We start from the raw sequence: 22,078 nt of genomic DNA, 5'->3' as shown, positions 1-22,078 counted from the left end.
TGGCGATCACATCACGCTTCGTTCATATCAAATTGAGCAGTTCAAGGCGTCTGCGATCGAACATTGGCCTATCGAGAATGGGCTTGATCCCCATGATACCGTGATCGAGATGACAAGCCGCATCATAATTCGCGTCGTACCGACCGGCGTCGTCTATTAACTTCCCGATCAGCGTTGCTTGTTTGGGCAGAAAAGTCGCTTTGCTGAAACGCGGCGTATTGCCCCCCTTGGCCAGTTCACCTCCGCGCCCCACTTCGCTATGCCCGGCGGGCATGACGCGTTTCCTCCTCCTGCTTCTCGCGCTCGTCGCGGCCCCCGCCCCGGCGCAGCTGCGCGTGTTCGCCGCCGCCTCGCTGACCGAGGCGATGCAGGAGGCCGGCCGCGCCTATACCGCGCGGACGAAGGAGCCGGTCAGCTTCTCCTTCGCCTCCAGCGGCACGATCGCCCGCCAGTTGGAGGGCGGCGCGCCCGCCGACCTGTTCGTCTCCGCCGACGCGGAATCGATGGATTATGCCGTCGCCAAGGGCAGCATCCGCCCCGGCACGCGCCGCGCCCTGCTCGGCAACAGCCTCGTCCTCGTCGCGCCTATGGCCAGCCGCGCGAAACCCGTTGCCATGATCGACGGACGCTTCCCGCTGCTCGCCCGGCTCGGCCCGAACGGGCGCCTCGCGGTGGGTGACCCCGCCTACGTCCCCGCCGGCCGCTATGCCGAACAGGCGCTCACCAAGCTCGGTCTGTGGCGCGCCGTCCAGCCCCGCCTCGCCCGCGCCGAGAATGTCCGCGCCGCGCTGGCCCTCGTTTCGCGCGGGGAGGCGCCACTCGGCATCGTCTACGCGACCGACGCAGCGCTCGACAAAGGCGTGGCGCTGGCCGGCCGCTTCCCCGCCGCCAGCCATGCGCCGATCAGCTACCCCATGGCGCTCACCACCCGCGCCGCGCCCACCGCGCCGCGCTTCGCCCGCTTCCTGCTTTCGGCACAGGCGCGCGCCATCTTCGCCCGCTACGGCTTCACGCCCCCCAAGTGAGTGCGCTCGAAGCCGAGGCGCTGTGGCTGAGCCTGATCGTCGCCGGCCGCGCCGCGCTGGTCGGGCTGCCGCTGGCAATCGTCGCGGCGTGGATCGTCGCGCGCTGCCGCTTCCCCGGCCGCACCCTGATCGATGCGCTGCTCCATGCGCCGCTGGTGCTGCCCCCCGTCGTCGTCGGCTTCGCCTTGCTGTTGCTGTTCGGCGTGCAGGGGCCGATCGGCGCCCTGCTCGACAAGGCCGGCATCCGCCTGGTCTTCACCTCCACCGGCGCCAGCCTCGCCGCCGGCACGATGGCCTTTCCGCTGATGGTCCGCGCGGTGCGGCAGGCGCTGGAGGCGGTCGATCCCAGGCTGGAGGAAGCCGCGCGCGGGCTGGGCGCGGGCTTCTGGGATCGCCTGTTCACCATCACCCTCCCGCTTGCCGCCCCCGGCCTGATCGCCGCGCTGGTGATCGGCTTCGCCGCCGCGCTGGGCGAGTTCGGCGCGGTCATCACCTTCGCCGCCAACGTCCCCGGCGAGACGCAGACCCTGCCGCTCGCCATCTATTCGGCGCTCCAGGTGCCCGGCGGCGAGCGGATCGCGCTGCGGCTGGCGCTGATCTCGCTGTCGCTGGCGGTTGCGGCGCTGCTGCTGTCGGAATGGCTGCTGCGCGCGATGCGGCGGGAGGGTCGCGATGCTTGACGTCGCGATCCGTCGCCGGCTGGGCGGCTTCGCGCTGGAGGCCGCCTTCACCGCCCCGTCGGATGGCGTAACGGCGCTGTTCGGCCCCTCCGGCGCGGGCAAATCCTCGATCCTCGCCGCCATCGCCGGCCCGACCACGGGCGAGGGCCATGTCCGCCTCGACGGGCGCGACCTGCTCGCCTTGCCGCCGGAGCGGCGCCGCATCGGCATCGTCCATCAGGATTCCCGCCTGTTCCCGCACATGACGGTCGAGCGAAACCTGCGTTATGGCCTGCGCCGCAGCGACCGGAGCGGCATCGGCTTCGACGAGGTGGTCGAGGTGCTCGCGATCGCCCCCCTCCTCTCCCGCCGCCCCGCCACCCTTTCCGGCGGCGAGCGCCAGCGGGCGGCGATCGGTCGCGCCCTCCTCAGCCAGCCCGATCTGCTGCTGATGGACGAACCCCTCGCCGCGCTGGATGGCGGGCGCAAGGCGGAGATCCTGCCCTTCCTCGAAACCCTCAAGGCCCGCTTCCGCCTGCCGATCCTTTACGTCACGCATCACGTTGGCGAGGCGCGGCGGCTGGCGGATCATGTGGTGCTGATCGCCGAGGGGCGGGTGGTGGCCGAGGGCGGGCCGGAGTTGCTGGCGGGGGCCGAGGGCGAGGTCGTGGGGGTGGAGGGCGATCTGGTGACGATCCGGGTCAGCGGGCCCCTGCCCCGGCCGGGTAGCCACGTCACGCTTACCTGACCCCGGCCGTGCTCCTGTGAAAGCAGGAGCCCAGGGGCGACAAGCGATCCGCCCTGTAACCCTGGGCTCCTGCCTGCGCAGGAGCACGGAAGCCGGTGGCCGAACGCCCACGTGACAGACCGCCCCAAACGGTCCATGCATCACTTATGGAAGCGGCCCCCCAGCCCCCCGGCGAACCGCGCCGCACAATCCTGCGCCACCGTCTTTCGACGCGCATCTGGCACTGGCTGAACGCGCTGACCATCTTCGTCATGCTGATGAGCGGGCTGATGATCTTCAACGCCCACCCCCGGCTCTATTGGGGGAAGGCCGGCGCGAACTATGATCGGGCGTGGCTGATGATCGGCGCGACGCCGACGCAGGGCCGGCTCGTGATCGGATCGGTCGTGATCCCCACCACGGGCGTCCTCGGCCGGTGGGAGGACAAGCAGGGCCGCACCCAGACCCGCGCCTTCCCCTATTGGGCGACGATCCCGTCCCGCTACAGCCTGTCGATGGCGCGGCGCTGGCATCTCGCCTTCGCCTGGGTGCTCGCGATCGGCATCCTCGCCTATATCGTCGCCATCCTCGCCAACGGCCACGCCCGCCGCGATCTCGCCCCGACGCGGGACGAACTGCGCCCCCGCCATCTGTGGCGGGACATCAGGGATCACGCCCGGCTGCGTTTTCCCAAAGGCGAGGCCGCCGCGCGCTACAATCCGCTCCAGAAGATCGCCTATGTCGGCGTGATCTTCGCGCTGATCCCCTTGCTGGTGCTGACCGGCCTCACCATGGCGCCGGGCATGAACGCGGCCTGGCCGTGGCTGCTCGACGTGTTCGGCGGGCGCCAATCGGCGCGGTCGATCCACTTCCTCTGCGCCGCCTTCATCGCGCTGTTCATCCTCGTCCACCTCATCATGGTGGTGCTGGCCGGGCCGATCAACGAACTGCGATCGATGATCACCGGCCGCTTCCGGCTGCCCCGCGCATGACGATCACGCGCCGCGCGCTGATCGGATCGGCCACCGCCGCCGGCGGGCTGCTGCTGGCCGGCTGCGACAAGCTGGGCGCCAACCCGACTTTTCACGGCGCGCTCGCCTCGGCCGAAAAGCTCACCTATCGCGCCCAGCGCCTCATCACCGATCGCGCGGCTCTCGCCCCGGAGTTCGCCGGCGCGGACATATCGCCCGTGTTCCGCTCGAACGGCACGCGCACCCCCGCCGGGGCGGACTATGCCGCGATGGCCGCAAGCCATTTCACCGACTGGCGCCTCGCCGTCACCGGCCTCGTCGCCAGGCCGCTGTCGCTGTCGCTCGCCGATCTCGGCCGGATGCCCGCGCGCACCCAGATCACGCGGCACGATTGCGTCGAGGGGTGGAGCGCGATCGGGAAATGGACCGGCACGCCGCTGCGCCTGATCCTCAACGCCGCCGGCCTTTCCCACAAGGCGAGATATATCGTCTTCCACTGTGCCGACCGGATCGGCTCCGCCACCTATTACGAGAGCATCGATCTGGTCGACGCCTTCCACCCGCAGACGATTCTCGCCTGGGGATTGAACGGCGCAATGCTACCTGTGGCCAATGGCGCCCCGCTCCGCCTCCGGGTTGAACGGCAGCTCGGCTACAAGCAGGCCAAATATCTGATGGGGATAGAGGCGGTCACAAGCCTCGCCGCCATCGGCGCCGGCAAGGGAGGATATTGGGAAGATGTCAGCGACTATGAATGGTATGCCGGCATCTAGATCGTCGCAGGCAAAAAATCGCTGTCCTACAGCCCCCGCTTTGTGCGAGGCGGCCGCCATGTTCGCTTTTCGTCCCCGCTTCGCCGCCCTGCCCGCCAACACCCCGCCGACCGGCGCGAAATACTGGGCGGTAGGATGCGAACTTCGTGACCTTACACGGATCGCCGCGCTCCTGCTGCTCGGCGTCGCGCTGCCCACCGTCGCCCACGCGCAGGACACGGCCGAGATCGTCGTCACCGGGCGCGGGCTCGCCGCCTCGGCCGGCGAGGCCGCCTATGACGTCTCCACCATCGGCCGCGACCGGCTCGATCAATCCGCCAGCGGGCGGCTGGAAACCGTGCTGCAATCGGTCGCCGGCTTCGCTCAGTTCCGCCGTTCCGACAGCCGCTCCGCCCACCCGACCAGCCAGGGCGCGACCCTGCGCGGGCTCGGCGGCAACGCCTCGTCGCGCGCGCTGGTGGTGCTGGATGGCGTGCCGCAGGTCGATCCCTTCGGCGGCTGGGTAAACTGGCAGGCGTTCGATCCGCAGCGGCTGAGCGAGGTGCGCGTCACGCGCGGCGGCGGCAGCGGCGCCAACGGCCCCGGCGCGCTGGCCGGCACGATCGACATCTCCAGCGCCGGCCCGACCGAACTGGCCCCGGTCTGGGGCGGCATCGCTTATGGCAGCCGCGACGCGATCGACGCCAATGCCGGCATCTCCACCACCGTCGGCGGCGGCTTCGCCAGCCTGTCCGCCAGCTACGGCCGGGGCGACGGCTTCATCCCCATCGTCGAGGCGCGGCGCGGCACCGCCGACCAGCCCGCCGCATACCGCCAGGGCAGCGTCGCCGCCCGCGCGGTGTTTCCGATCGGGCCGGATACCGAATTGCAGGCCAACGGCGTCATCACCCGCGACGCCCGCAGCCGGGGCCTGCCCTTCACCGGCAACACCGCCACCGGGCAGGACGCCAGCGTCCGCCTCGTCGGGCGCGGGCGCTGGGGCTGGGAGGCGCTCGCTTACCTTCAGGTGCGCGAATTCCAGTCGAGCTACGGCAGCCTCAACGCCGCCCGCAGCCTCGCCACCAAGACGCTCGACCAATATTCCGTCCCCGCCACCGGCATCGGCGGCAAGATCGAGCTGCGCCCGCCGGTCGGCACCGGCATCGAATTGCGCCTGGGCGCCGATGGCCGCCGCACCACCGGCGCCACCAAGGAACGCTATACGTTCGTGGCCGGCCTCCCGACACGCGGCCGTGAGGCGGGCGGCGAGACGAGTACCTTCGGCGGCTTCGTCGAGGCGACGATCTTCCCGGTCGAGGCGCTGACCCTCACCGCCGGCGGCCGGATCGATCGCTGGCGCATCGCGGACGGCTATCTCAACGAGCGCACGCTCGCGACCGGCGCGCCCCTCACCGCCCTCGCCTTCGCCGATCGCAGCGGGTGGGAGCCGACCGGGCGCCTGGGCGCGGCGTACAAGCTGGATGGCGGCATCACCCTGCGCGCCGCCGGCTATCGCGGCTGGCGCCTGCCGACGCTCAACGAACTCTACCGCCCCTTCCGCGCCGGCGCCGACGCCACCGCCGCCAACGCCGGCCTCAAGCCCGAGACGGTGACCGGCGTGGACGGCGGGATCGACTGGCGCCCGCTGCCCACCGTGCGCCTCGGCGCGACGCTGTTCCGCAACGTGTTGAAGGACGCGATCGGCAACGTCACCGCCGGGGTCGGCCCCGGCACCTTCCCGATCGTCGGCTTCGTGGCGGCGGGCGGCGCCTATCGCGTCCGCCAGAACCTCGATTCGATCCGCTCGCAGGGCATCGAGCTGGAGGCGAACGGCAGCTGGAACAGGATGTTCGCCGCCGCCTCCTTCGCCCTGTCTGATGCGAAGGTCAGCGCCTCCGGCGTCGCCGCCGCGCTCGATGGCCTGCGCCCGGCCCAGACGCCGCGCACCACCGCCTCGCTCACCCTCGGCTGGAACGACCCCAGCGCGCTGCGCCTCGACGCGACCGTCCGCCGCGTCGCCCGCCAATATGAGGACGACCAGAACAGCCGCGCGCTGGCGGCGGCGACAACCCTCGACGCCACCGCCTCCTACCCCCTGTTCGCGGGCCTGCGGCTGGAGTTGCGCGCCGAAAACCTCACCAACACCCTCGTCCCCGCCACGATCGCCGCCGACGGCACCATCGAACGCGCCACCCCCCGCACGCTGTGGGTGGGCCTGCGCTTCGAGCATTTCTAAGAAAGGCTTGGCCGCCCGCTTTTCCCCCTCTAAGGGAACCACGACCTCGGGGAGTGGCGCAGCCTGGTAGCGCATCTGGTTTGGGACCAGAGGGTCGCAGGTTCGAATCCTGTCTCCCCGACCATTTTACCGCAACGAAGGTGCCGATCTTATCGCGCGCCATCGCCATGGGCATGCCTTCACGGTTAACCGATCGCTAACCAGTGTCGCCTAACGCATCCGATATGGATATTCGCGTGGGGCAACCGGGATGATGGTGGCGGGGCAGATCGGGGCGGTGGTGCTGGGGCTGGGGGCGCTCACGCTCGCGCCGCCGGCGCGGGGGCAGTTCCTGCTCGTGCCGGTGACCGGCCATGGCGCCGCGATGATCGCGGTCGCGGCCGGGCATGGCGCGCGGCTGGTCGGGCTCGGCCCCCTGCCCGCCTCAATCGTGGTCGAGGGGGATCGTGATCGTCTCGCCGCGCCGCTGCGGGCCGAGGGCGTGCTGATGCTCGCCGCGCCGGCCACCGGCTGCCGCACCACCCCGGAGAGCCGGGCATGACCACCGACGCCCTCGACGCGCTGCGCCTGCGCGGGCTGCAACTGCTGGTCGGCGCCGCCTGGATCGCCTTCGTCGCGCTGATCTTCATCGGCTGGGCGACCGGCGCCGACCATCTCGGCGCGGTGCTGGCCATCGCGCTCGTCACCAATGCCGCCCCCACCGCGATGGCGCTGCGAGGCCGCCACGACGACAAGGCACGGCTCGTGACCGGCACGCTGGCGGCGGTCTATCCGGCGCTCGGCGTGTATCTGATGGCGGGGCATCCGTGGCAGATGGACGGGCACATGTATTTCTTCGTCGGCCTCGCAGCGCTGACGGTGCTGTGCGACTGGCGGCCGATCGCGCTGGCCGCCGGGCTGGTCGCGGTCCACCATCTGCTGCTCGAAACGGTGATGCCGTCGTGGGTGTTCGTCGGCGGGGGCAGCAATATCGGCCGGGTCATGATCCATGCCGTCGCGGTACTGCTGCAACTGGCGGTGCTGAGCTACGTCACCCGCCGGCTGCGGCTGCTGCTGAAGAAGCAGGATGTGGCGCGGGTCGAAAGCGAGCGGCTCACCGCCGAGGCCGTCGCCCGCCGCCAGGAGGCCGAGACCGCTATCGCCGCCGCCCGCGCCGCCGAGGCCCGCGAGGCGCAGGAGCGCGCCCGCCGCGAGCAATTGGAGCGGGAGGCCGCCGAGCGCCGGCGCGGCGACATGCTGGCGCTGGCCGATGCCTTCCAGGCGTCGATCGCGGATATCGTCGGCTCGGTCGGATCGGCCTCGACCGGGCTGGAGGACAGCGCCCGCTCGCTCAACGAACTGGCGCGGCGCACCTCGCGCAAGACCGCCGACACCGCCTCCAGCGCGAACCGCTCATCCGACAGCGCCGAGCGGCTGGCGGACAATATCCGCGACCTTTCGGGCTCGATCGCGGCCATCGCCGCACGGGTGGACGAGCAGGCCAAGCTCAGCGGGCAGGCGCGCGGCGCCTCCAGCTCGGGCCGCGCCGCCGTGGCGACCTTGGCCGAGCGATCGGCGACGATCAGCGGCTTCACCGATTCGATCCAGCAGATCGCCCAGCGCACCAATTTGCTCGCGCTCAACGCGACGATCGAGGCAGCGCGCGCCGGCGAGGCGGGGCGCGGCTTCGCGGTAGTCGCCAACGAGGTGAAGCAATTGGCCGCGCAGGCCACCGGGGCCACGGGCGAGATCCGGCTGCTGGTGGGCTCCGTCACCGACGGCGCGGGCGCGGCGCATCAGGCGCTGGCCGAGATCGCCACGATGGTGGCCAACCTCACCTTCACCGCCGAGGCGATCCGCGAGGAGATCGACCGGCAGCGCGACACCGCCGCCGCGATCGAACAGACCGCGCGCGACACCGCCAGGGGCGCGCACGACATGGCGAGCGAGATCGGCACGATCCTGGAAGTGGCGGGCACCACCGAAAGCCTGTCGGGCCAGGTGTCGCACGCGGCGACGGGGCTGTCTTCGACCGCGCAGGAATTGCGGATCGCGACGGACCGGTTCGTGGCGCAATTGAAGGCGGCGTAAGCCGGGTCAGCCGCCGCTCAATCCCCCGAGAACGGATAGGGGTTCACCCCTCGTTCCCGATCGGTCATCCGTAACGGCCGCCCCGCCGGTGGATGCGCGCGCTGCGGGCAGTCCGGCCGCGTGCAGGCGCGGCAGCCGAGGCCGATCGGGGTGGCACCCGGCCCGGTGAGATCGATGCCGCGCGCCGCCGCCATCACGCCGGCATGGCTCGCCTCCACCCCGATCCCCACCGCGATCCGACCCGTCACCCCGCCCGGCCCACGCCCCGGCCGGTCGATCGCGCGCGCCAGGGTGAGCCAGCGCGCGCCGCTCTCCTCCTCGATCAGCTGCACCTGCGCGCGGCCCGGATCGGTGAAGGCGGTGTGAAGATTCCACAAGGGGCAGCGGCCATCGGCGTCCGCCAGCGCCGATCCCGATGCGCCCGCGATGCGCCGCACCATCTGCCCCGCTGGATCGACCGCGACGAGGAAGAAGGGCAGGCCGCGCGCGCCGACCCGCTGCAGGCTGGTCAGCCGCCCGGCGATCGCGGTGAAGCCCACGCCGAAACGCGCCGCCAGCAGATCGGGATCATAGCCCGTCGCCTCGCAGGCGCGCAGGAAACGGCCGTAGGGCATCGCCAGCGCGGCAGCGAAGTAATCGGCGGCGCGACGGCGCATCAACCGTTCGCCGGCCCGGTCATCGAGGCCCGCGCCAGACACGATCGCGTCGATCTCCGCCCGCGCCTCCAGCAGCGCGATCTGCACGCCGATCTCGAGAATGCGGTCGCCGGGGGAAAGCAGTTCGGACAGCTGCAACTGTCGCGCGTGAAGGTCGAGCCGGGCGAGTCGATCGGGCATCACCTCCCATGGCAGGATGCGTAGCGACAGCTGGTGCTTGACGCGCAGTCGCTCGGAGAGGCCGCCGAACAGGTCGCCCGCGCCCAGCCGCAGTTCGTCGGCGATGGCCTCTGCCTGCGCGTCGAGGTCGGCGAAATGGTTGCGCCAGCGCGCCACGGCGCGCTCGACCGCCACCTCGGGGTCGGCCGGGCCGATCGCCGGCCCCGCGCCCCCGGCGATCAAGCGGTCGAAGGCCAGCGCGAAGGCCGTCGCCCCGCCGGGCGCCGCCGCCAGCCATTCGTCCACCTCGGCGCGGTCGATCGCCAGATCGGCGAACATCGGATCGGCCAGCCGCCGCCGCATCGCCTCCGCCCCGCCGCCCGGCGCATCGCCCGACAGGGTGCGCGGATCGAAATCGTAGAGGTCCGCCAGCCGCATCAGCAATGTGGCCGTCACCGGCCGCTGGTTACGCTCGATCAGGTTGAGATAGCTGGCCGAGATGCCCAACCCTTCGGCCATCGCCGCCTGGGTCTGCCCCTGCGCCCGCCGGACGCGCCGCACGCCATAGCCAGCGAAGAGTTTGCGATCCGCCATGAGGTAAATTTATGACAACGCAACACTGGCGTTGCAAGCGCGATCCACTGTCCACCGGATCGCCCACAACTAATCTCGATCAAGCGTCGCGAACGGGGAACCTGCGTCGCAGCCTGGCGTTTCGCGGCATTGGGGACATTGTGTGCTGCCGTTACGAAACGGCATGTTGCGTATCGAAGGGGGCTCGTTGACGGGATCAATCCAGCCGCGCGTGGCCGCCGCCGATCATTTCCGCCGTTCGGGCGGGGTGATGGGCGCGCGCATCGCCGACCATGATTGGTCCGCAACCCCGCTCGGCGCCATCGCCGGCTGGTCGCCCGAACTCGTCACCTCGGTCGGCATCTGCCTCAGCTGCTCCTCCCCCACAGTGATCTACTGGGGGCCGGATCATCGCATGATCTTCAACGATGCCTGGGTGGCGATACCGGGCGGGCGCGGCGTGGAGGTGCTGGGCGAGGCGGCCGGCGCGGTCTGGCCGGCCTGGTCGGTGATCGGCCGGATCTGCGCCGAGGCCGAGCGGACCGGCACGGGATCGGTCACCAACGACCTGCGGCTGACGATGCGGCCGCACGGCCATCCGGTCGAGACCTTCTGGAATTACAGCGTGACGCCGATCGTGGCGGGCGACGGGCGGATCGCGGGCCTGTTCAACCAGGGGCAGGAGACGACCCAGCGGGTGGCCAGCCTCGCCCGCGCCGCCCTGCTGGTCGATTTCGGCGAGCGGGTGCGCCGCGCGCGATCACCGCAGGAGGTGCTGGCGATCGGGCTGGAACTGCTCGGCCGCCATCTCGGCGTGGCGCGGGTCGGTTATTCGGAGATCGACGAGGCGGCGGGCCTGTCGCGGGTCGAGCGCTGCTGGGGCGACACCGATCTGGCCGACCTGACCGGCACGCACAGCCTGGAGGCGTTCGGCGGGCAGATGCATCGCGCGCTGGCACGCGGCGAAGTGTTCGTCATCGAGGATATCAACAGCGATGACCGCTTCCCCCCGGAGGTGCGCGCCAAATTCCTGAGCTACGGCATCGTCGCGGCGGTGGTGGTGCCGGTGCTGACCCGCACCGGGCTGGTGGCGGGCCTGTTCGCGCACGAGCGACGGCCCTGCCTCTGGAGCGAGAGCCCGATCGGCACCATCCGCCGCATGGCCGAGCGGCTGTGGCAGGAAGTGACCCGCACCCGATCCGAAATCCAGCTGCGCGACAGCGAGCAGCGCTACCGCCTGATCTTCGAACAGGCGCAGGACATGATCTTCACCGCCGATCTCGATCAGCGCATCACCGCCGCCAACCTCACCTGTGCCGAGGCGGTCGACGTGCCGGTCGCCGATCTCATCGGCCGGCGCCTCACCGATTTCCTCCATCCCGACGATGGCGACGTCACGCTCGCGATGCTCGGCCAGAAACTGCGCCACGGCGGCACCACCAAATATGAGGTGCGGTTGCAGCGGCCGGGGCGCGAGGCGATCCGGGTCGAGGTCAATTCCACCCTCGCCACCGATGCCGACGGGCGGCCGAGCGGCCTCCACGGCATCGCCCGCGACATCACCGAGCGCCGCGCCTTCGAGGATCGCCAGGCCGCGCTGATCGACGAACTCAACCACCGCGTGAAGAATACGCTGGCGCTGGTGCAGGGCCTCGCCCTCCAGAGCTTCCGCGCCGATCGCGAGGCATCCGAGGCGCAGGACGTGTTCCAGCATCGCCTCGCAACACTCGCCTCGGCGCACGACCTTCTCACCCGTTCGCGCTGGGAGGGAGCGGGCTTCGCCGAACTCGCCGCCACCGCGCTCGGCCATTATGTCGATCCCGACGGGCGGCTGACGATCGCCGGGCCGCCGGTGCGGTTGCAGCCCAAGGCCGCCGTGTCGCTGGTGCTGGTACTCAACGAACTGGCGACCAACGCCGCCAAATATGGCGCCTTCAGCACGCCGGAGGGCCGCATCACCGTCGCCTGGGGCATCGCCGACGGGCGGCTGACGATCGACTGGCGCGAGGAGGGCGGGCCGCCGGCCAGGGCCCCGGCGCGGCGCGGCTTCGGCCTGCGCATGATCGAACGCGCGCTGGCCAACGATCTGGCGGCCGAGGTGACGATGGATTTCGGAGAGGCCGGCTTCCGCCTGACAGCGGACGCGCCGCAGGGGAAAGTGCAGGCATGAGCGACGGGACGGGCCGGATTGCGGGGGTGCGCGTGTTGATCGTGGAGGACGAGACGATCATCGCCATGGCGGCCGAGGATATGGTCGAGGACATGGGCGCGATCGTCCACGCGACGGCCGCGTCGCTGGGCGAGGCGATGGCGGCGGTGGCGGCGGGGGGCTTCGACATCGCCTTGCTCGACATCAACCTGCACGACGAACGCTCGATGCCCGCCGCCCACGCGCTGGAGCTAGGCGGCACGCCGTTCCTGTTCACCACCGGCTATGGCTCGGGCGGGCCCGATCCCGCTTTCTCGCACGTCCCCGTCCTGCCCAAACCCTACCGGCAGGCCGACGTCGCCGCCGCTATCGCGACCGCACTGGGGCGCTGATTTCGGCGCCCACGCCCTCTTCCCCCCGCGACACGCCCCGCTATGGTCGTGCCATGGACGAAACCACTTCCCGCCCCGGCATCCTCGCCAGCATCCGCCCTTATTGCGAGCGGGCGCCGCTGGCGGCCTTCGCGCTGGGTCTGTCGTCGGGCTTCCCCTTCGCGATGATCGCGGCGACGCTCACCACGCGGCTGGCGCAATCGGGGATCGAGAAGAAGAGCATCACCACCTTCGCGCTCGCGATCCTCGCCTACAATCTCAAGCCGCTCTGGGCGTGGATGGTGGATGGCGTGCGGCTGCCGATCCTCGGCCGGCTGGGCCAGCGCGTGTCGTGGATGCTGTTCGCCGCCGTGCTGGTGGTGCTGGCGGTGTTCAACCTGGCGCGGCTCGATCCCACCGCCGGGCTGCTCGACATGGCCTATGCGGCGGTACTGGTGGGCGTGGCGGGCGCCACCTTCGATATCGTGATCGACGCCTATCGCATCGAACTGCTCGAACCGCGCCAGCTGGGCGTGGGCGCGGGCATGTCGCAATATGGCTATCGGCTGGGCAATGTCGGCGCCGGATCGCTGGCCTTGTTCGTGGCGGGCGCGGCGGGTGTCGCCGCCGGCAACACGATCGAGCATGGCTGGACGGTCGGCTACATGGCCTGCACCCTCTTCGCGCTGCCCGCCGTCGTCACCGCGCTGCTGATGGGTGAGCCCGAACGCCGCCGCGCGCCCGCCGAACGGCGTGGGCTGCGGCTGATGATCGGCTCGATCGTCGGCCCGTTCGTGGAATTCTTCAAGCGGCAGGGCGTGAAGGTCGCGCTGCTGATCCTGGCCTTCATCCTCTTCCACAAGATCGGCGACACGCTCGCCAATCTGTCGCTGCGCCTGCTCCTCAACGACAACGGCTTCTCCAATGAGGAGATCGCGACCTACGACGTGATGTTCGGCCTGATCGCGACCCTGCTCGGCACGTTCGTCGGGGGCATCCTCTATGCGCGGATGGGGCTGAAGCGGTCGGTGCTGCTCAGCCTCGTGCTGATGGCCTTCACCAATCTCGGCTTCGCGGGGCTGGCGGCGGCGGGGCACAATAACTGGGCCTTGTCCGCCACGATCGGCTTCGAGAATTTCGCCAGCGGCATCGGTGGCGTGTGCGTGACGGCCTATTTCTCGGCGCTGTGCGACCTGCGCTTCACCGCCGCGCAATATGCGCTGATCTCGGCGGGATCGAGCATCGTCGGCCGCTTCGTCACCGGCACCACGGCAGGCGCGCTGATCGAGGGGCTGGGCTATGTGAACTATTACCTGCTCACCACGATCATCGCGGTGCCGGGCATCCTGCTGTTCTGGCTGATGATGCGGATGGGGCTGATCGACAGCGCCATGGGCACCGCCGGCGAAGTGGGCGAGGGCGACGCGCGCGACGAGGTGGCGGCGTAGCCTTTCCGCGTTGCTCCTGCGGCGGCAGGAGCCCCGCAGCGGAACACAGCGCATGTGACTCTGGGCTCCTGCCTGCGCAGGAGCACGGCGGGAACTACGCCGCTCTCACCCCATCCACCAAGGCTTGCGATCCCGTCCGAAATGCGGTGGCTTCAGCATCTTGTCGCGCCCTCGAAGCACGAGGTTCGCGATGATGACGGGAATCGCGAACCCGATCATGAACAACCCGAGGACACCCTGGACCAAGTGATCGCCGGGCGTCGGCTGGACGCAATAGCTCGTCCTGACAAGGTTCTGACACAGCCAGTCGGTGGGCGGGTTCGCCGGAATGGTCCACGCGACGATCGGCCGGACGTTCATCAGATAGCTGTCGAACACGATCAGCGCGAAGAACAGCAGGATGGCAGGCACATAGAGGCGGCGAAGCGCACGGCCGATACGGGATTTGTTCACCGGCCAACACCAGCCGGTGGAATCATCGGTTGGAACGGGATGCCAAGGCGGCGCGACGGCGTGGCCAGGTGAATTCCTAGCCAGACAAAGGATTGCTGCTTCGCCTTCATGCGGTCAGGCGGCCGCCTCGGCTTTCTCTTCCTCGGTCACCGGAAAGTCGATCTCGCCCAGGAAGCGTTCCGCGTCCAGCGCCGCCATGCAGCCGGTGCCGGCGGCGGTGATCGCCTGGCGGTAGATCTTGTCGGCCACGTCGCCGCAGGCGAACACGCCGTGGACGTTGGTGCGGGTCGTGCCCGGCTCGACCACCAGATAGCCGTCGGCATCCATGTCGAGCTTGCCCTGGAACAGCTCGGTCGCGGGATGATGGCCGATCGCGACGAAGCCGCCGTCCACGTCGATGCGGCTGATCTCGCCGGTCGTCGTGTCCTTCAAATCCATCGCGACGAGGCCGGCCGCGCCCTCGCCGCCGACGAACTCCGCGACTTCCTTGTTCCACAGCACCTTGATGCCATGATGCTTGAACAGCCGCTCCTGAAGGATCTTCTCCGCGCGCAGGCTGTCGCGGCGGTGGATCAGCGTGACATCGTGGCTGTGGTTGGTGAGGTAGAGCGCCTCTTCGACCGCCGTATTGCCGCCGCCGATCACCGCCACCTTCTTGCCCCGGAAGAAGAAGCCGTCGCAGGTGGCGCAGGCCGACACGCCCTGCCCGCGCAGCCGCTCCTCGCTCTCGATATTGAGCCATTTGGCCTGCGCGCCCGTCGCGATGACGAGCGTGTCGCCGAGATAGACCGCGCCCGAATCGCCGACGAGGCGGAACGGACGCGCGGACAGATCGACCTCGACGATCATGTCCCATTCCATCCGCGCGCCGACATGCTCGGCCTGCGCCTGCATCTCCTCCATCAGCCACGGGCCCTGGATGACATCGCGGAATCCGGGGTAATTCTCGACATCGGTGGTGGTGGTGAGCTGCCCGCCGGGCTGGAGCCCCTGCACCACGATCGGCGCGAGGCCAGCGCGCGCGCCATAGATGGCGGCGGACAGACCGGCCGGGCCGGAGCCGAGGATGAGCATGCGGGTGGAATGGGTAGCGGCCATCGGGGGTTCTGATCCCTGTTGCGATTCGATGGCCCGTATATGGGGAGCGCCACGGCGCTTGGCCAGCGGCCGGCGGCGGCGCCCCCCGGTAACGCCTCGGCGATCAGCGCCAGGTGCAGCGGCGGACCTTGCGATGATGATACCAGGTCACGCGGCAGACCTTGCGCTTCTTGCGGTAGTGATGGACCGGGCCGGCATGATGGCGCTCCACCACCACCACGCGGGGGGGCGGCTGCGCGTCGGCGGGCAGGGCAAGGCCACCGAAACCGACGGCGACAATCGCGGCCAGGCCCCATGCTTTGATCTTCATGTGCAAAATCTCCCGGCGCCAGACATCGGCGCCGGCTGTGTTACGTTTCGTTGCTAGAGCGGTTCCCCCGATCAGCGGCGGCGCATCAGCCGATCGACATATTCGTCGCTGTTGGGCTTGCCGCGCGCCTGCTCGTCGGCGTCCTGGCATTCCTTTTCCAGATCGGCGCGGATCTTCTCGATCTCGCGATCGGTCTTGTGTTCGATGCCGATGAACTGGGCGCGGGCATCGTCCACCGCGCGGATCAGCTCGTCGAGCTTCGCCTGCATCGCCGCCGCGTCCCTGTTCTGCGAATTCTGGATCAGGAACACCATCAGGAAGGTCACGATGGTGGTGCCGGTGTTGATGACGAGCTGCCACGTATCCGAATAATCGAACAGCGGCCCGGTGATGCCCCATACGATCACGACCAGCGCCGCGATGATGAAGGCCCAGCTGTCGCCGACGAAGGCCGCGATGCGATTGGCGATGGCGGTGAAGAGATGATCGAGCATGGCGGCGCGCTCCGGGAGGGAGACCGGTTCAACGCCGGATCAGGCCCGCGCGCAATGCCAATGTGGGCACCCCGACTCGCCGATCGATCGTTTTCGGCAGACGCCAAACTCCGTTGCGCGACGAAATGGAGCATTTCTCCCGTCCGCCTGAGGAACCCTGCCGGGCACGGGATGTTGCGACTGCACAGTCGAAGTGCTAGTGCGCCGCCCGCGCTGCCGGGGGCACCGACCGCGTGGGATGGAAGCGTATGATGATCCGCGGACTATCGGCCCCTCGATGAACGACACCCTAACGCCTTCGACGGCCGACGGCCTTGCCCCGCAAGGCGACGCCGATCCGCTCGACCCGCCGTACAACCATCATCACCCCAAGAAGGGGCTGGGCGCGCTGGCGCTCGGCGCGGTGGGCGTGGTCTATGGCGATATCGGCACCAGCCCGCTCTATGCGATGAAGGAAGTCTTCGTCGGCCACCATCCGCTGGCGGTCGACCTGCTTCACATCAACGGCGTCATCAGCCTGATCTTCTGGTCGCTGATCGTCGTCGTCTCGTGCAAATATGTCTTCCTGATCCTGCGCGCCGACAACAAGGGCGAAGGCGGCAGCCTCGCCCTGCTCGCCCTGATCCAGCGGCGGACGGGCGGCGGCAAATGGAGCAAGAGCCTCGTACTGCTCGGCGTGCTGGCGACATCCTTGTTCTTCGGCGACTGCATGATCACGCCCGCCATCTCGGTGCTGTCGGCGGTGGAGGGCCTCGCCACGGTGGAGACGGGCTTCGCGCCCTTCGTGTTGCCGACGGCGATCATCATCCTCGTCGCCCTGTTCATCATCCAGTCCTACGGCACGGACTTCATCGGCCGCTTCTTCGGGCCGATCATGACGGTCTATTTCATCGCTCTCTCCGTGCTGGGCGTGATCAGCATCGTCGCCAATCCCGAGATACTGTGGGCGCTCAACCCGATCTGGGCGGCACGCTTCGTGCTGCACGATCCGATGCTCGCCTTTCTGGCGCTCGGCTCGGTCGTGCTGGCGCTGACGGGGGCCGAGGCGCTCTATGCCGACATGGGCCATTTCGGCGCGAAGCCGATCCAGTGGGCCTGGGTGTTCCTGATCTTCCCGGCGCTGATGCTCAATTACATGGGCCAGGGCGCGCTGATGATCCGCTCGCCCGAAGCCGCCGCCAACCCCTTCTTCCTGATGGCGAGCGAGGCGTGGCGCCTGCCGCTCGTGATTCTCGCGACGCTGGCCACGGTGATCGCCAGCCAGGCGGTCATCACCGGCGCCTTCTCCGTCGTGCAGCAGGCGGTCCAGCTCGGCCTGATGCCGCGCCTGCGAATCGATCACACCAGCGCGTCCACCGCCGGCCAGATCTACATCGGCTCGGTCAATTGGTCGCTGATGATCATGGTCATCCTGCTGGTGCTGATGTTCGGCGAATCGTCGAACCTCGCCGCCGCCTACGGCATCGCCGTGACGGGCACGATGTTCATCACCACCTGTATGCTGGCGGTGCTGCTGTTCCGCGTGTGGAACTGGCCCAAGTGGGTCGGCGCGCTGGTGCTGGCGCTGTTCCTGCTGTTCGACGCGCTCTATTTCGCCTCGAACCTCACCAAGGTGCCCGATGGCGGCTGGTTCCCGCTGCTGATCGGCCTCACCGCCTTCACCCTGCTCACCACATGGGCACGCGGCCGCGCGCTGATGCAGGCGCGGATGAAGGAAGCCGCCATGCCGGTGCAGGTGTTCGTCCGCTCGGCGGTGAATTCCGCCACCCGCGTGCCGGGCACGGCGGTGTTCATGACCTCCTCGCCGCACGGCGTGCCCCACGCGCTGCTCCACAATCTGAAGCACAACAAGGTGCTGCACGAGCGGGTGATCCTGCTGACGGTGAAGATCGCCGACATGCCCTATGTCGACGAACCCGGCCGCGCGAAGATCGAGGATATCGGCCAGGGCTTCTACCGGATGCTGCTCGTCTACGGCTTCATGGAAGACCCGGACGTGCCCTTGGCGCTGAAGATGACTGACGAATGCGGCGCCGACTTCCGCATGATGGATACGAGCTTCTTCCTCGCCCGGCAGACCCTGATCGCCTCGTCGCGGCCGGGGATGGCGCTGTGGCGCGAGAAACTGTTCGCCTGGATGCTGCGCAACGCGGAAAGCGCGATGGAATTCTTCCGCCTGCCTACCAATCGCGTGGTCGAACTGGGCAGCCAGGTCGAGATTTGAGGGGGCTTTTTCAGCCCCCCCCTCCCCGTCTCCGTCTCCGTCCCCGAAGTTCAGGAGCCAGCCGGCGGCGTCTTCCGCACCGGCGGCATCGCCGTGCAAAGATCGATCGCCCCCGCCGGCCGCAGGAAGAAATCGTCCTGCCGGCTGGCCCGCGCCGACAGCCAGGCGGTGAAGGTGGGCGTATCGGTGCGCAGCACCTGCCATGCCGGGCGCTCGGCGGGCGTCAGGTCCGCCGCGAGCCGCACCGCGACGATCCCGGTCTTCTGCGTGGGATCGGTGTAGAAGCCGAGCGGCCCGGTGCCGCGCGGGCGGGCGCTCAGCACCTCCATGCCGGCGATCACCCGGCCGACGACCGCGATGTTGCGATCGAGCGCGCGCGCCTGATGGCCGATCACCGCATAGAGTTCGGCGCCGGTCCCCACGTCGGGATTCTTGTCGCGGCCGACACCGACCATCGAATAGCAATGCGCCAGCCACGCCTGCCCGCCCTCGCTGGCGGCCGGCATGCCGCGCGAATAGCCGACCGTGGCGGCATAGGTGTCGCGATAAGGCAGCACGTCGAGCGGCACGCCGGCGGCGCTGCGCTCATATTCGGCAGGCAGTTTGGCCGGCATGTCGGCCGGCAGCGGCTTCTTCTCGGTCGGGTCGCCCCATTGGGTGACGTAATTCTCCTGGCTGCGGACGATCGCGATCCCGTCGAACCAGCGCGCCTGCGCCAGGGTGATGATGTTGGCGACATGCTCCGGCGCGAATTCCGGCGCCAGTTCGATCAGCACCTGGCCGCCGCCCGCGAAATCGATCACCAGCAGCCGATCGGCCGGCACCTCGCGCCAGGCCTCCGCCGGCGCGCCCGCCAGCACCGATGCCGGCGTCGGCCGCGCGGGCGCCGATGACGCGGCCGCCGGGCCCGCCGATACCGGGGCCGGCGGCGGTGGCGGCGGTGGCGGCGGCAGGCTCGCCGCCGGGTTGACGGGCTGATAGCGGGGCGGGGCGGGCGGCGTCTGCGCCACGGCCGGCAGGAGGCCGATCGATCCGGTCGCCACGAGCAGCGCCGCAAGGCGGATATGTCTGGTCATGGCGCATATCCTGCCACGCCCCCGCCGCCCGCGATAGACCCGCCCGCTACGCCTTGCGGAACCCTTCCCGACCGGCTAGGGCGCACGCCTTCCAGTGCAATGCGGAGCGGTGGCCGAGTGGTCGAAGGCGCTCGCCTGGAAAGTGAGTATACGTCAAAAGCGTATCGAGGGTTCGAATCCCTCCCGCTCCGCCAAGCATCATTGAAATCATTACATTTTCTTCCGGATCGGACGTCTGTGTCTAACTCCGTGCCCAATTGCGGCATGGCTGTTGACGGCTTTGAGCGATCATTGGCGAGCGATCGGGCTCTCATCCGTTGCCGTAAAGTAATCCGTCGACGGGCAGGTGGAGACACTCAGCGGACCAGCCCCGCTCAAGATAGAGTTCGGAATCGCGGATGCCTTCGGCGCAGGCCCGCCAGAGGATGGTATCGACCGTGGACACACGGCACCCCGCTTCGTGGGCGTGCCGCAGGCATAGCTCCTGCGCGGTGACACCCTCGGCTCTGGCGAGGCGGGCGAGGTGGATGTCGGGCTTGGCGACATCGAGGCCCAGGTCCTTGGCAAGATGATATCTGGTGATCTCGCCGATGAACGGCAGCTCGGCACAGAATGTCAGCTTGTCGGGATCGGCGAGGTAGGCGGCGTGGAGGTCGTGGCGATTGTCCCATATCTCGTCGATCGCGGCGGCCTTCTTTGTGGTTGAAGACGCTGCCGGCAAGACGATCGGCCTGGTCACCGGATCGCCCAACTCGATCATCGTGATCGACTCTGCCGCGATCCAGCGCTTGCCCACCGCCTTGGTGCGGTCGGCCGCCTGCTTGCCCAGCCATTTCAGCCCGAAGCTGTCGTGCAGCAGGAGGCGGGTATCGCTGATCCCCGAGACAACGGTGAAATGGCTGTACTCGCCCCGGATCAGGAGGATGACGGCCCGCTGCCCGCGAATGGCAAACTCGACGAGGTCGATAATCGTCTCCGGATCGGGCGGACGGTCGCGGGTGAACATGTCGCGGGCGACGATCCGGTGGGCGAGCAACGGCTCGGCCTGAGCTATCATCTCGGCCAGCAACTGGCGCCATAGCGACTGGCTCATCCCCCAGCGCACGGCGGCGGCGAGGCGGTCGCGCGTCTGGAGATAGGCAACGCCGCGTTTGAACAGCCGCAGGCTCACCTCATAGCCGATCGGCACCCGTGGGGCCGCACCCCCCGCATTGCGGTGGGTCTATAGGGCCTGCCGAGCCACCGGCCCCCGCTTGGCAGGTCTCAGGGATCGGCCGATGCGCGTTTCCATGTCGCGTAGCCAGTCTTCCGAGCCGATCGGGCGGCCGACGCTTTCGGCGCGCCGCAAGGCGGCGTAGCCGAGGGCCTCGTCGAAATCCTCGCCGAGGAAGGTGGCGAAGTCGCCGACGCGCTCCAATCCCGGCGCGACCCGCGCGACGGGATCGTCGCGGCCAGCAAGATGCGCCGCAACGCTCGACCAGCGCCATTGCTCAGGCCGCTCGACGAGCCGGGCGCGGACGGGATTGAGCGATATGTAGCGCAGGGCAGTGACGAAGTGGGCGTCGTCGATCGCCACCGAGTCGTAGCGGCCCTGCCAGAGGTGGCCGGTCGTGCGGCGGCGGGCATTGATATAGCCGGTGTAGCGGCGGTGGAGATCTGCGAACGTCGCGCGCAAGCCGTCGGGGTCGGAAGGCGTCACCACGACATGAACATGGGTCGGCATCAGGCAGTACGCCCACACCTCCACCCTTGCACGGTCCGCGGCATCCGCCAGCAGATCGAGATACAGCGCATAGTCGCCCTCTTCGAAAAATGTCTGCGCCCGGCCATTGCCGCGCTGCGTCACATGATGCGGGATGCCGGGAAGGACGATCCGTGGGAGGCGGGCCATAGCAGTATGGTGACAGATTTGGGGGTTTAGTAAACTGTCACTTTAATTTATTTCGATGTGCAGACAACCGCTTAGCAGCCGCGAGGAGGCGCTGCCATTATCTTGCAATGAAAATCCGACGAAGCTTCCACCCCACGTTACCTGCTAACCCGCCAATGAGAGTAATCAGCATGATACCCCAGATCGACACATGAACGCTTGTCGTGAACTGGCGTGCGTAAATCGCGACCGTACCAACAACAAGTGCTCCAGACAGGAGCATGCCGCCTGCAAGCCAGTTGATTCTCATCCGACGTCCTCCTGGCTCTCTCAGCTAAACGATTGCCATTAGCTATGGTCGAATTTAAGGGCAAGTTGCTTGCTTATCGCACATTCAGCAAGCCGTCGAATAGCATCCGCCTCCGCCGCCACTTCACTGCTAAGAGCCTTCGTGCAAATCAATGCGCACTCAACAATTAAAGCAAACAAATCAGCATCTTTAATTACGACCGGATCGATATCCATCCAAGCAACTTTAGAGAACACAGGAAACTCAGGGATAAGCGTCTCTCCGGTCGGAGAAACGCCCATGCAATCAGCACCGAACTCGAGTGTCCACCTCTGAAATCGCCCAGGTTCAAGCCCAAGCTCGCCATAGAATGTCCCAACATTTGCAATGAAGGACTTTGCTCCGGAGCACTCGTGGCTCGGCTTCTCCTCAGAGTCGACCACCGTAATCATTGCACCATTCGACACG

Annotated in this window: 22 protein-coding genes and 2 tRNA genes; 14 read left to right on the top strand and 10 right to left on the bottom strand. The window is 68.6% G+C overall.

The features are described from left to right. Positions 1-22: 22 nt before the first annotated feature. Positions 23-274, bottom strand: coding sequence for a hypothetical protein (locus PQ455_RS04860; RefSeq protein ID WP_273689697.1), 252 nt, complete (start codon positions 272-274; stop codon positions 23-25). Between PQ455_RS04860 and modA the strand changes: the two genes are divergently transcribed. The 9 genes from modA to PQ455_RS04815 all read left to right on the top strand — a co-directional run bounded on the left by modA (position 273) and on the right by PQ455_RS04815 (position 8,440). Continuing rightward, the gene (gene modA, locus PQ455_RS04855) at positions 273-1,025 is read left to right on the top strand and encodes a molybdate ABC transporter substrate-binding protein (RefSeq protein WP_273689694.1); all 753 of its coding nucleotides are present in this window, start codon (positions 273-275) and stop codon (positions 1,023-1,025) included. The two genes, PQ455_RS04860 and modA, sit on opposite strands and share 2 nt — an antisense overlap. After that, entirely contained in the window at positions 1,022-1,705 is a 684-nt protein-coding gene (gene modB / locus PQ455_RS04850) for a molybdate ABC transporter permease subunit (protein ID WP_273689692.1), read from the top strand. The genes modA and modB overlap by 4 nt, the downstream gene beginning before the upstream one ends. Then, positions 1,698-2,432 carry a molybdenum ABC transporter ATP-binding protein gene (locus PQ455_RS04845; RefSeq protein ID WP_273689690.1) on the top strand — a complete coding sequence of 245 codons (735 nt, stop codon included), beginning with the start codon at positions 1,698-1,700 and terminating at the stop codon, positions 2,430-2,432. The genes modB and PQ455_RS04845 overlap by 8 nt, the downstream gene beginning before the upstream one ends. Before the next feature lie 146 nt (positions 2,433-2,578). After that, positions 2,579-3,403, top strand: coding sequence for a cytochrome b/b6 domain-containing protein (locus tag PQ455_RS04840; protein WP_273689686.1), 825 nt, complete (start codon positions 2,579-2,581; stop codon positions 3,401-3,403). After that, a complete protein-coding gene (locus PQ455_RS04835) occupies positions 3,400-4,155 on the top strand; it encodes a molybdopterin-dependent oxidoreductase (RefSeq protein WP_273689685.1) in 756 nt (251 codons plus the stop codon). The genes PQ455_RS04840 and PQ455_RS04835 overlap by 4 nt, the downstream gene beginning before the upstream one ends. A gap of 58 nt (positions 4,156-4,213) precedes the next feature. After that, the gene (locus tag PQ455_RS04830) at positions 4,214-6,370 is read left to right on the top strand and encodes a TonB-dependent receptor (protein WP_273689683.1); all 2,157 of its coding nucleotides are present in this window, start codon (positions 4,214-4,216) and stop codon (positions 6,368-6,370) included. Between the two features lie 47 nt (positions 6,371-6,417). Further along, positions 6,418-6,494 (top strand) — tRNA-Pro (locus PQ455_RS04825). Between the two features lie 132 nt (positions 6,495-6,626). Further along, the gene (locus tag PQ455_RS04820) at positions 6,627-6,911 is read left to right on the top strand and encodes a hypothetical protein (protein ID WP_337958562.1); all 285 of its coding nucleotides are present in this window, start codon (positions 6,627-6,629) and stop codon (positions 6,909-6,911) included. Then, complete coding sequence (locus tag PQ455_RS04815) at positions 6,908-8,440, top strand: methyl-accepting chemotaxis protein (RefSeq protein ID WP_273689681.1); 1,533 nt, start codon at positions 6,908-6,910, stop codon at positions 8,438-8,440. The genes PQ455_RS04820 and PQ455_RS04815 overlap by 4 nt, the downstream gene beginning before the upstream one ends. Before the next feature lie 17 nt (positions 8,441-8,457). Here the strand turns inward: PQ455_RS04815 and PQ455_RS04810 are convergent, their stop codons facing one another. Next, a complete protein-coding gene (locus PQ455_RS04810; RefSeq protein WP_273689678.1) occupies positions 8,458-9,849 on the bottom strand; it encodes a helix-turn-helix domain-containing protein in 1,392 nt (463 codons plus the stop codon). Positions 9,850-10,036: 187 nt separating this feature from the next. On the opposite strand from PQ455_RS04810, the gene PQ455_RS04805 reads away from it, so the two are divergent. The 3 genes from PQ455_RS04805 to PQ455_RS04795 are packed head-to-tail and all read left to right on the top strand — an operon-like array spanning position 10,037 to position 13,796. Further along, the gene (locus PQ455_RS04805; protein WP_273689675.1) at positions 10,037-11,998 is read left to right on the top strand and encodes a sensor histidine kinase; all 1,962 of its coding nucleotides are present in this window, start codon (positions 10,037-10,039) and stop codon (positions 11,996-11,998) included. After that, a complete protein-coding gene (locus PQ455_RS04800) occupies positions 11,995-12,369 on the top strand; it encodes a response regulator (protein ID WP_273689672.1) in 375 nt (124 codons plus the stop codon). The genes PQ455_RS04805 and PQ455_RS04800 overlap by 4 nt, the downstream gene beginning before the upstream one ends. A gap of 53 nt (positions 12,370-12,422) precedes the next feature. Beyond that, positions 12,423-13,796, top strand: coding sequence for an AmpG family muropeptide MFS transporter (locus PQ455_RS04795; RefSeq protein ID WP_273689669.1), 1,374 nt, complete (start codon positions 12,423-12,425; stop codon positions 13,794-13,796). A gap of 105 nt (positions 13,797-13,901) precedes the next feature. Here the strand turns inward: PQ455_RS04795 and PQ455_RS04790 are convergent, their stop codons facing one another. The 4 genes from PQ455_RS04790 to PQ455_RS04775 form a co-directional block, all read right to left on the bottom strand. Beyond that, positions 13,902-14,249, bottom strand: coding sequence for a hypothetical protein (locus PQ455_RS04790; RefSeq protein WP_273689666.1), 348 nt, complete (start codon positions 14,247-14,249; stop codon positions 13,902-13,904). A 114-nt stretch (positions 14,250-14,363) separates the two neighbouring features. Continuing rightward, entirely contained in the window at positions 14,364-15,347 is a 984-nt protein-coding gene (gene trxB, locus PQ455_RS04785) for a thioredoxin-disulfide reductase (protein ID WP_273689663.1), read from the bottom strand. Between the two features lie 103 nt (positions 15,348-15,450). Then, positions 15,451-15,657, bottom strand: coding sequence for a hypothetical protein (locus PQ455_RS04780; RefSeq protein WP_273689661.1), 207 nt, complete (start codon positions 15,655-15,657; stop codon positions 15,451-15,453). Positions 15,658-15,728: 71 nt separating this feature from the next. Beyond that, positions 15,729-16,151, bottom strand: coding sequence for a low affinity iron permease family protein (locus PQ455_RS04775; RefSeq protein ID WP_273689659.1), 423 nt, complete (start codon positions 16,149-16,151; stop codon positions 15,729-15,731). Positions 16,152-16,428: 277 nt separating this feature from the next. Here PQ455_RS04775 and PQ455_RS04770 point away from each other — a divergent pair, with 277 nt between their 5' ends. Next, positions 16,429-18,375, top strand: a complete 1,947-nt coding sequence (locus PQ455_RS04770) for a potassium transporter Kup (RefSeq protein ID WP_273689657.1) — start codon at positions 16,429-16,431, stop codon at positions 18,373-18,375. A gap of 50 nt (positions 18,376-18,425) precedes the next feature. Here PQ455_RS04770 and PQ455_RS04765 read toward each other — a convergent pair whose 3' ends face one another. Beyond that, complete coding sequence (locus tag PQ455_RS04765; RefSeq protein ID WP_273689655.1) at positions 18,426-19,451, bottom strand: peptidylprolyl isomerase; 1,026 nt, start codon at positions 19,449-19,451, stop codon at positions 18,426-18,428. A 103-nt stretch (positions 19,452-19,554) separates the two neighbouring features. Between PQ455_RS04765 and PQ455_RS04760 the strand changes: the two genes are divergently transcribed. Next, positions 19,555-19,645: transfer RNA gene (locus PQ455_RS04760), tRNA-Ser, on the top strand. Between the two features lie 116 nt (positions 19,646-19,761). On the opposite strand, the gene PQ455_RS04755 is transcribed toward PQ455_RS04760, so the two are convergent. The 3 genes from PQ455_RS04755 to PQ455_RS04745 form a co-directional block, all read right to left on the bottom strand. Next, the gene (locus PQ455_RS04755; RefSeq protein ID WP_273689653.1) at positions 19,762-20,640 is read right to left on the bottom strand and encodes a hypothetical protein; all 879 of its coding nucleotides are present in this window, start codon (positions 20,638-20,640) and stop codon (positions 19,762-19,764) included. Positions 20,641-20,673: 33 nt separating this feature from the next. Continuing rightward, positions 20,674-21,342, bottom strand: coding sequence for a transposase (locus PQ455_RS04750; RefSeq protein ID WP_273689651.1), 669 nt, complete (start codon positions 21,340-21,342; stop codon positions 20,674-20,676). 327 nt (positions 21,343-21,669) lie between these two features. Next, the gene (locus PQ455_RS04745; protein ID WP_273689649.1) at positions 21,670-22,077 is read right to left on the bottom strand and encodes a hypothetical protein; all 408 of its coding nucleotides are present in this window, start codon (positions 22,075-22,077) and stop codon (positions 21,670-21,672) included. Position 22,078: the final 1 nt, after the last annotated feature.

This window comes from Sphingomonas naphthae, from assembly GCF_028607085.1.
Lineage (GTDB): Bacteria > Pseudomonadota > Alphaproteobacteria > Sphingomonadales > Sphingomonadaceae > Sphingomonas_Q > Sphingomonas_Q naphthae.
Note: the sequence above shows the minus strand (reverse complement) of the source record. Positions and strands in the feature narration are given on the sequence as shown.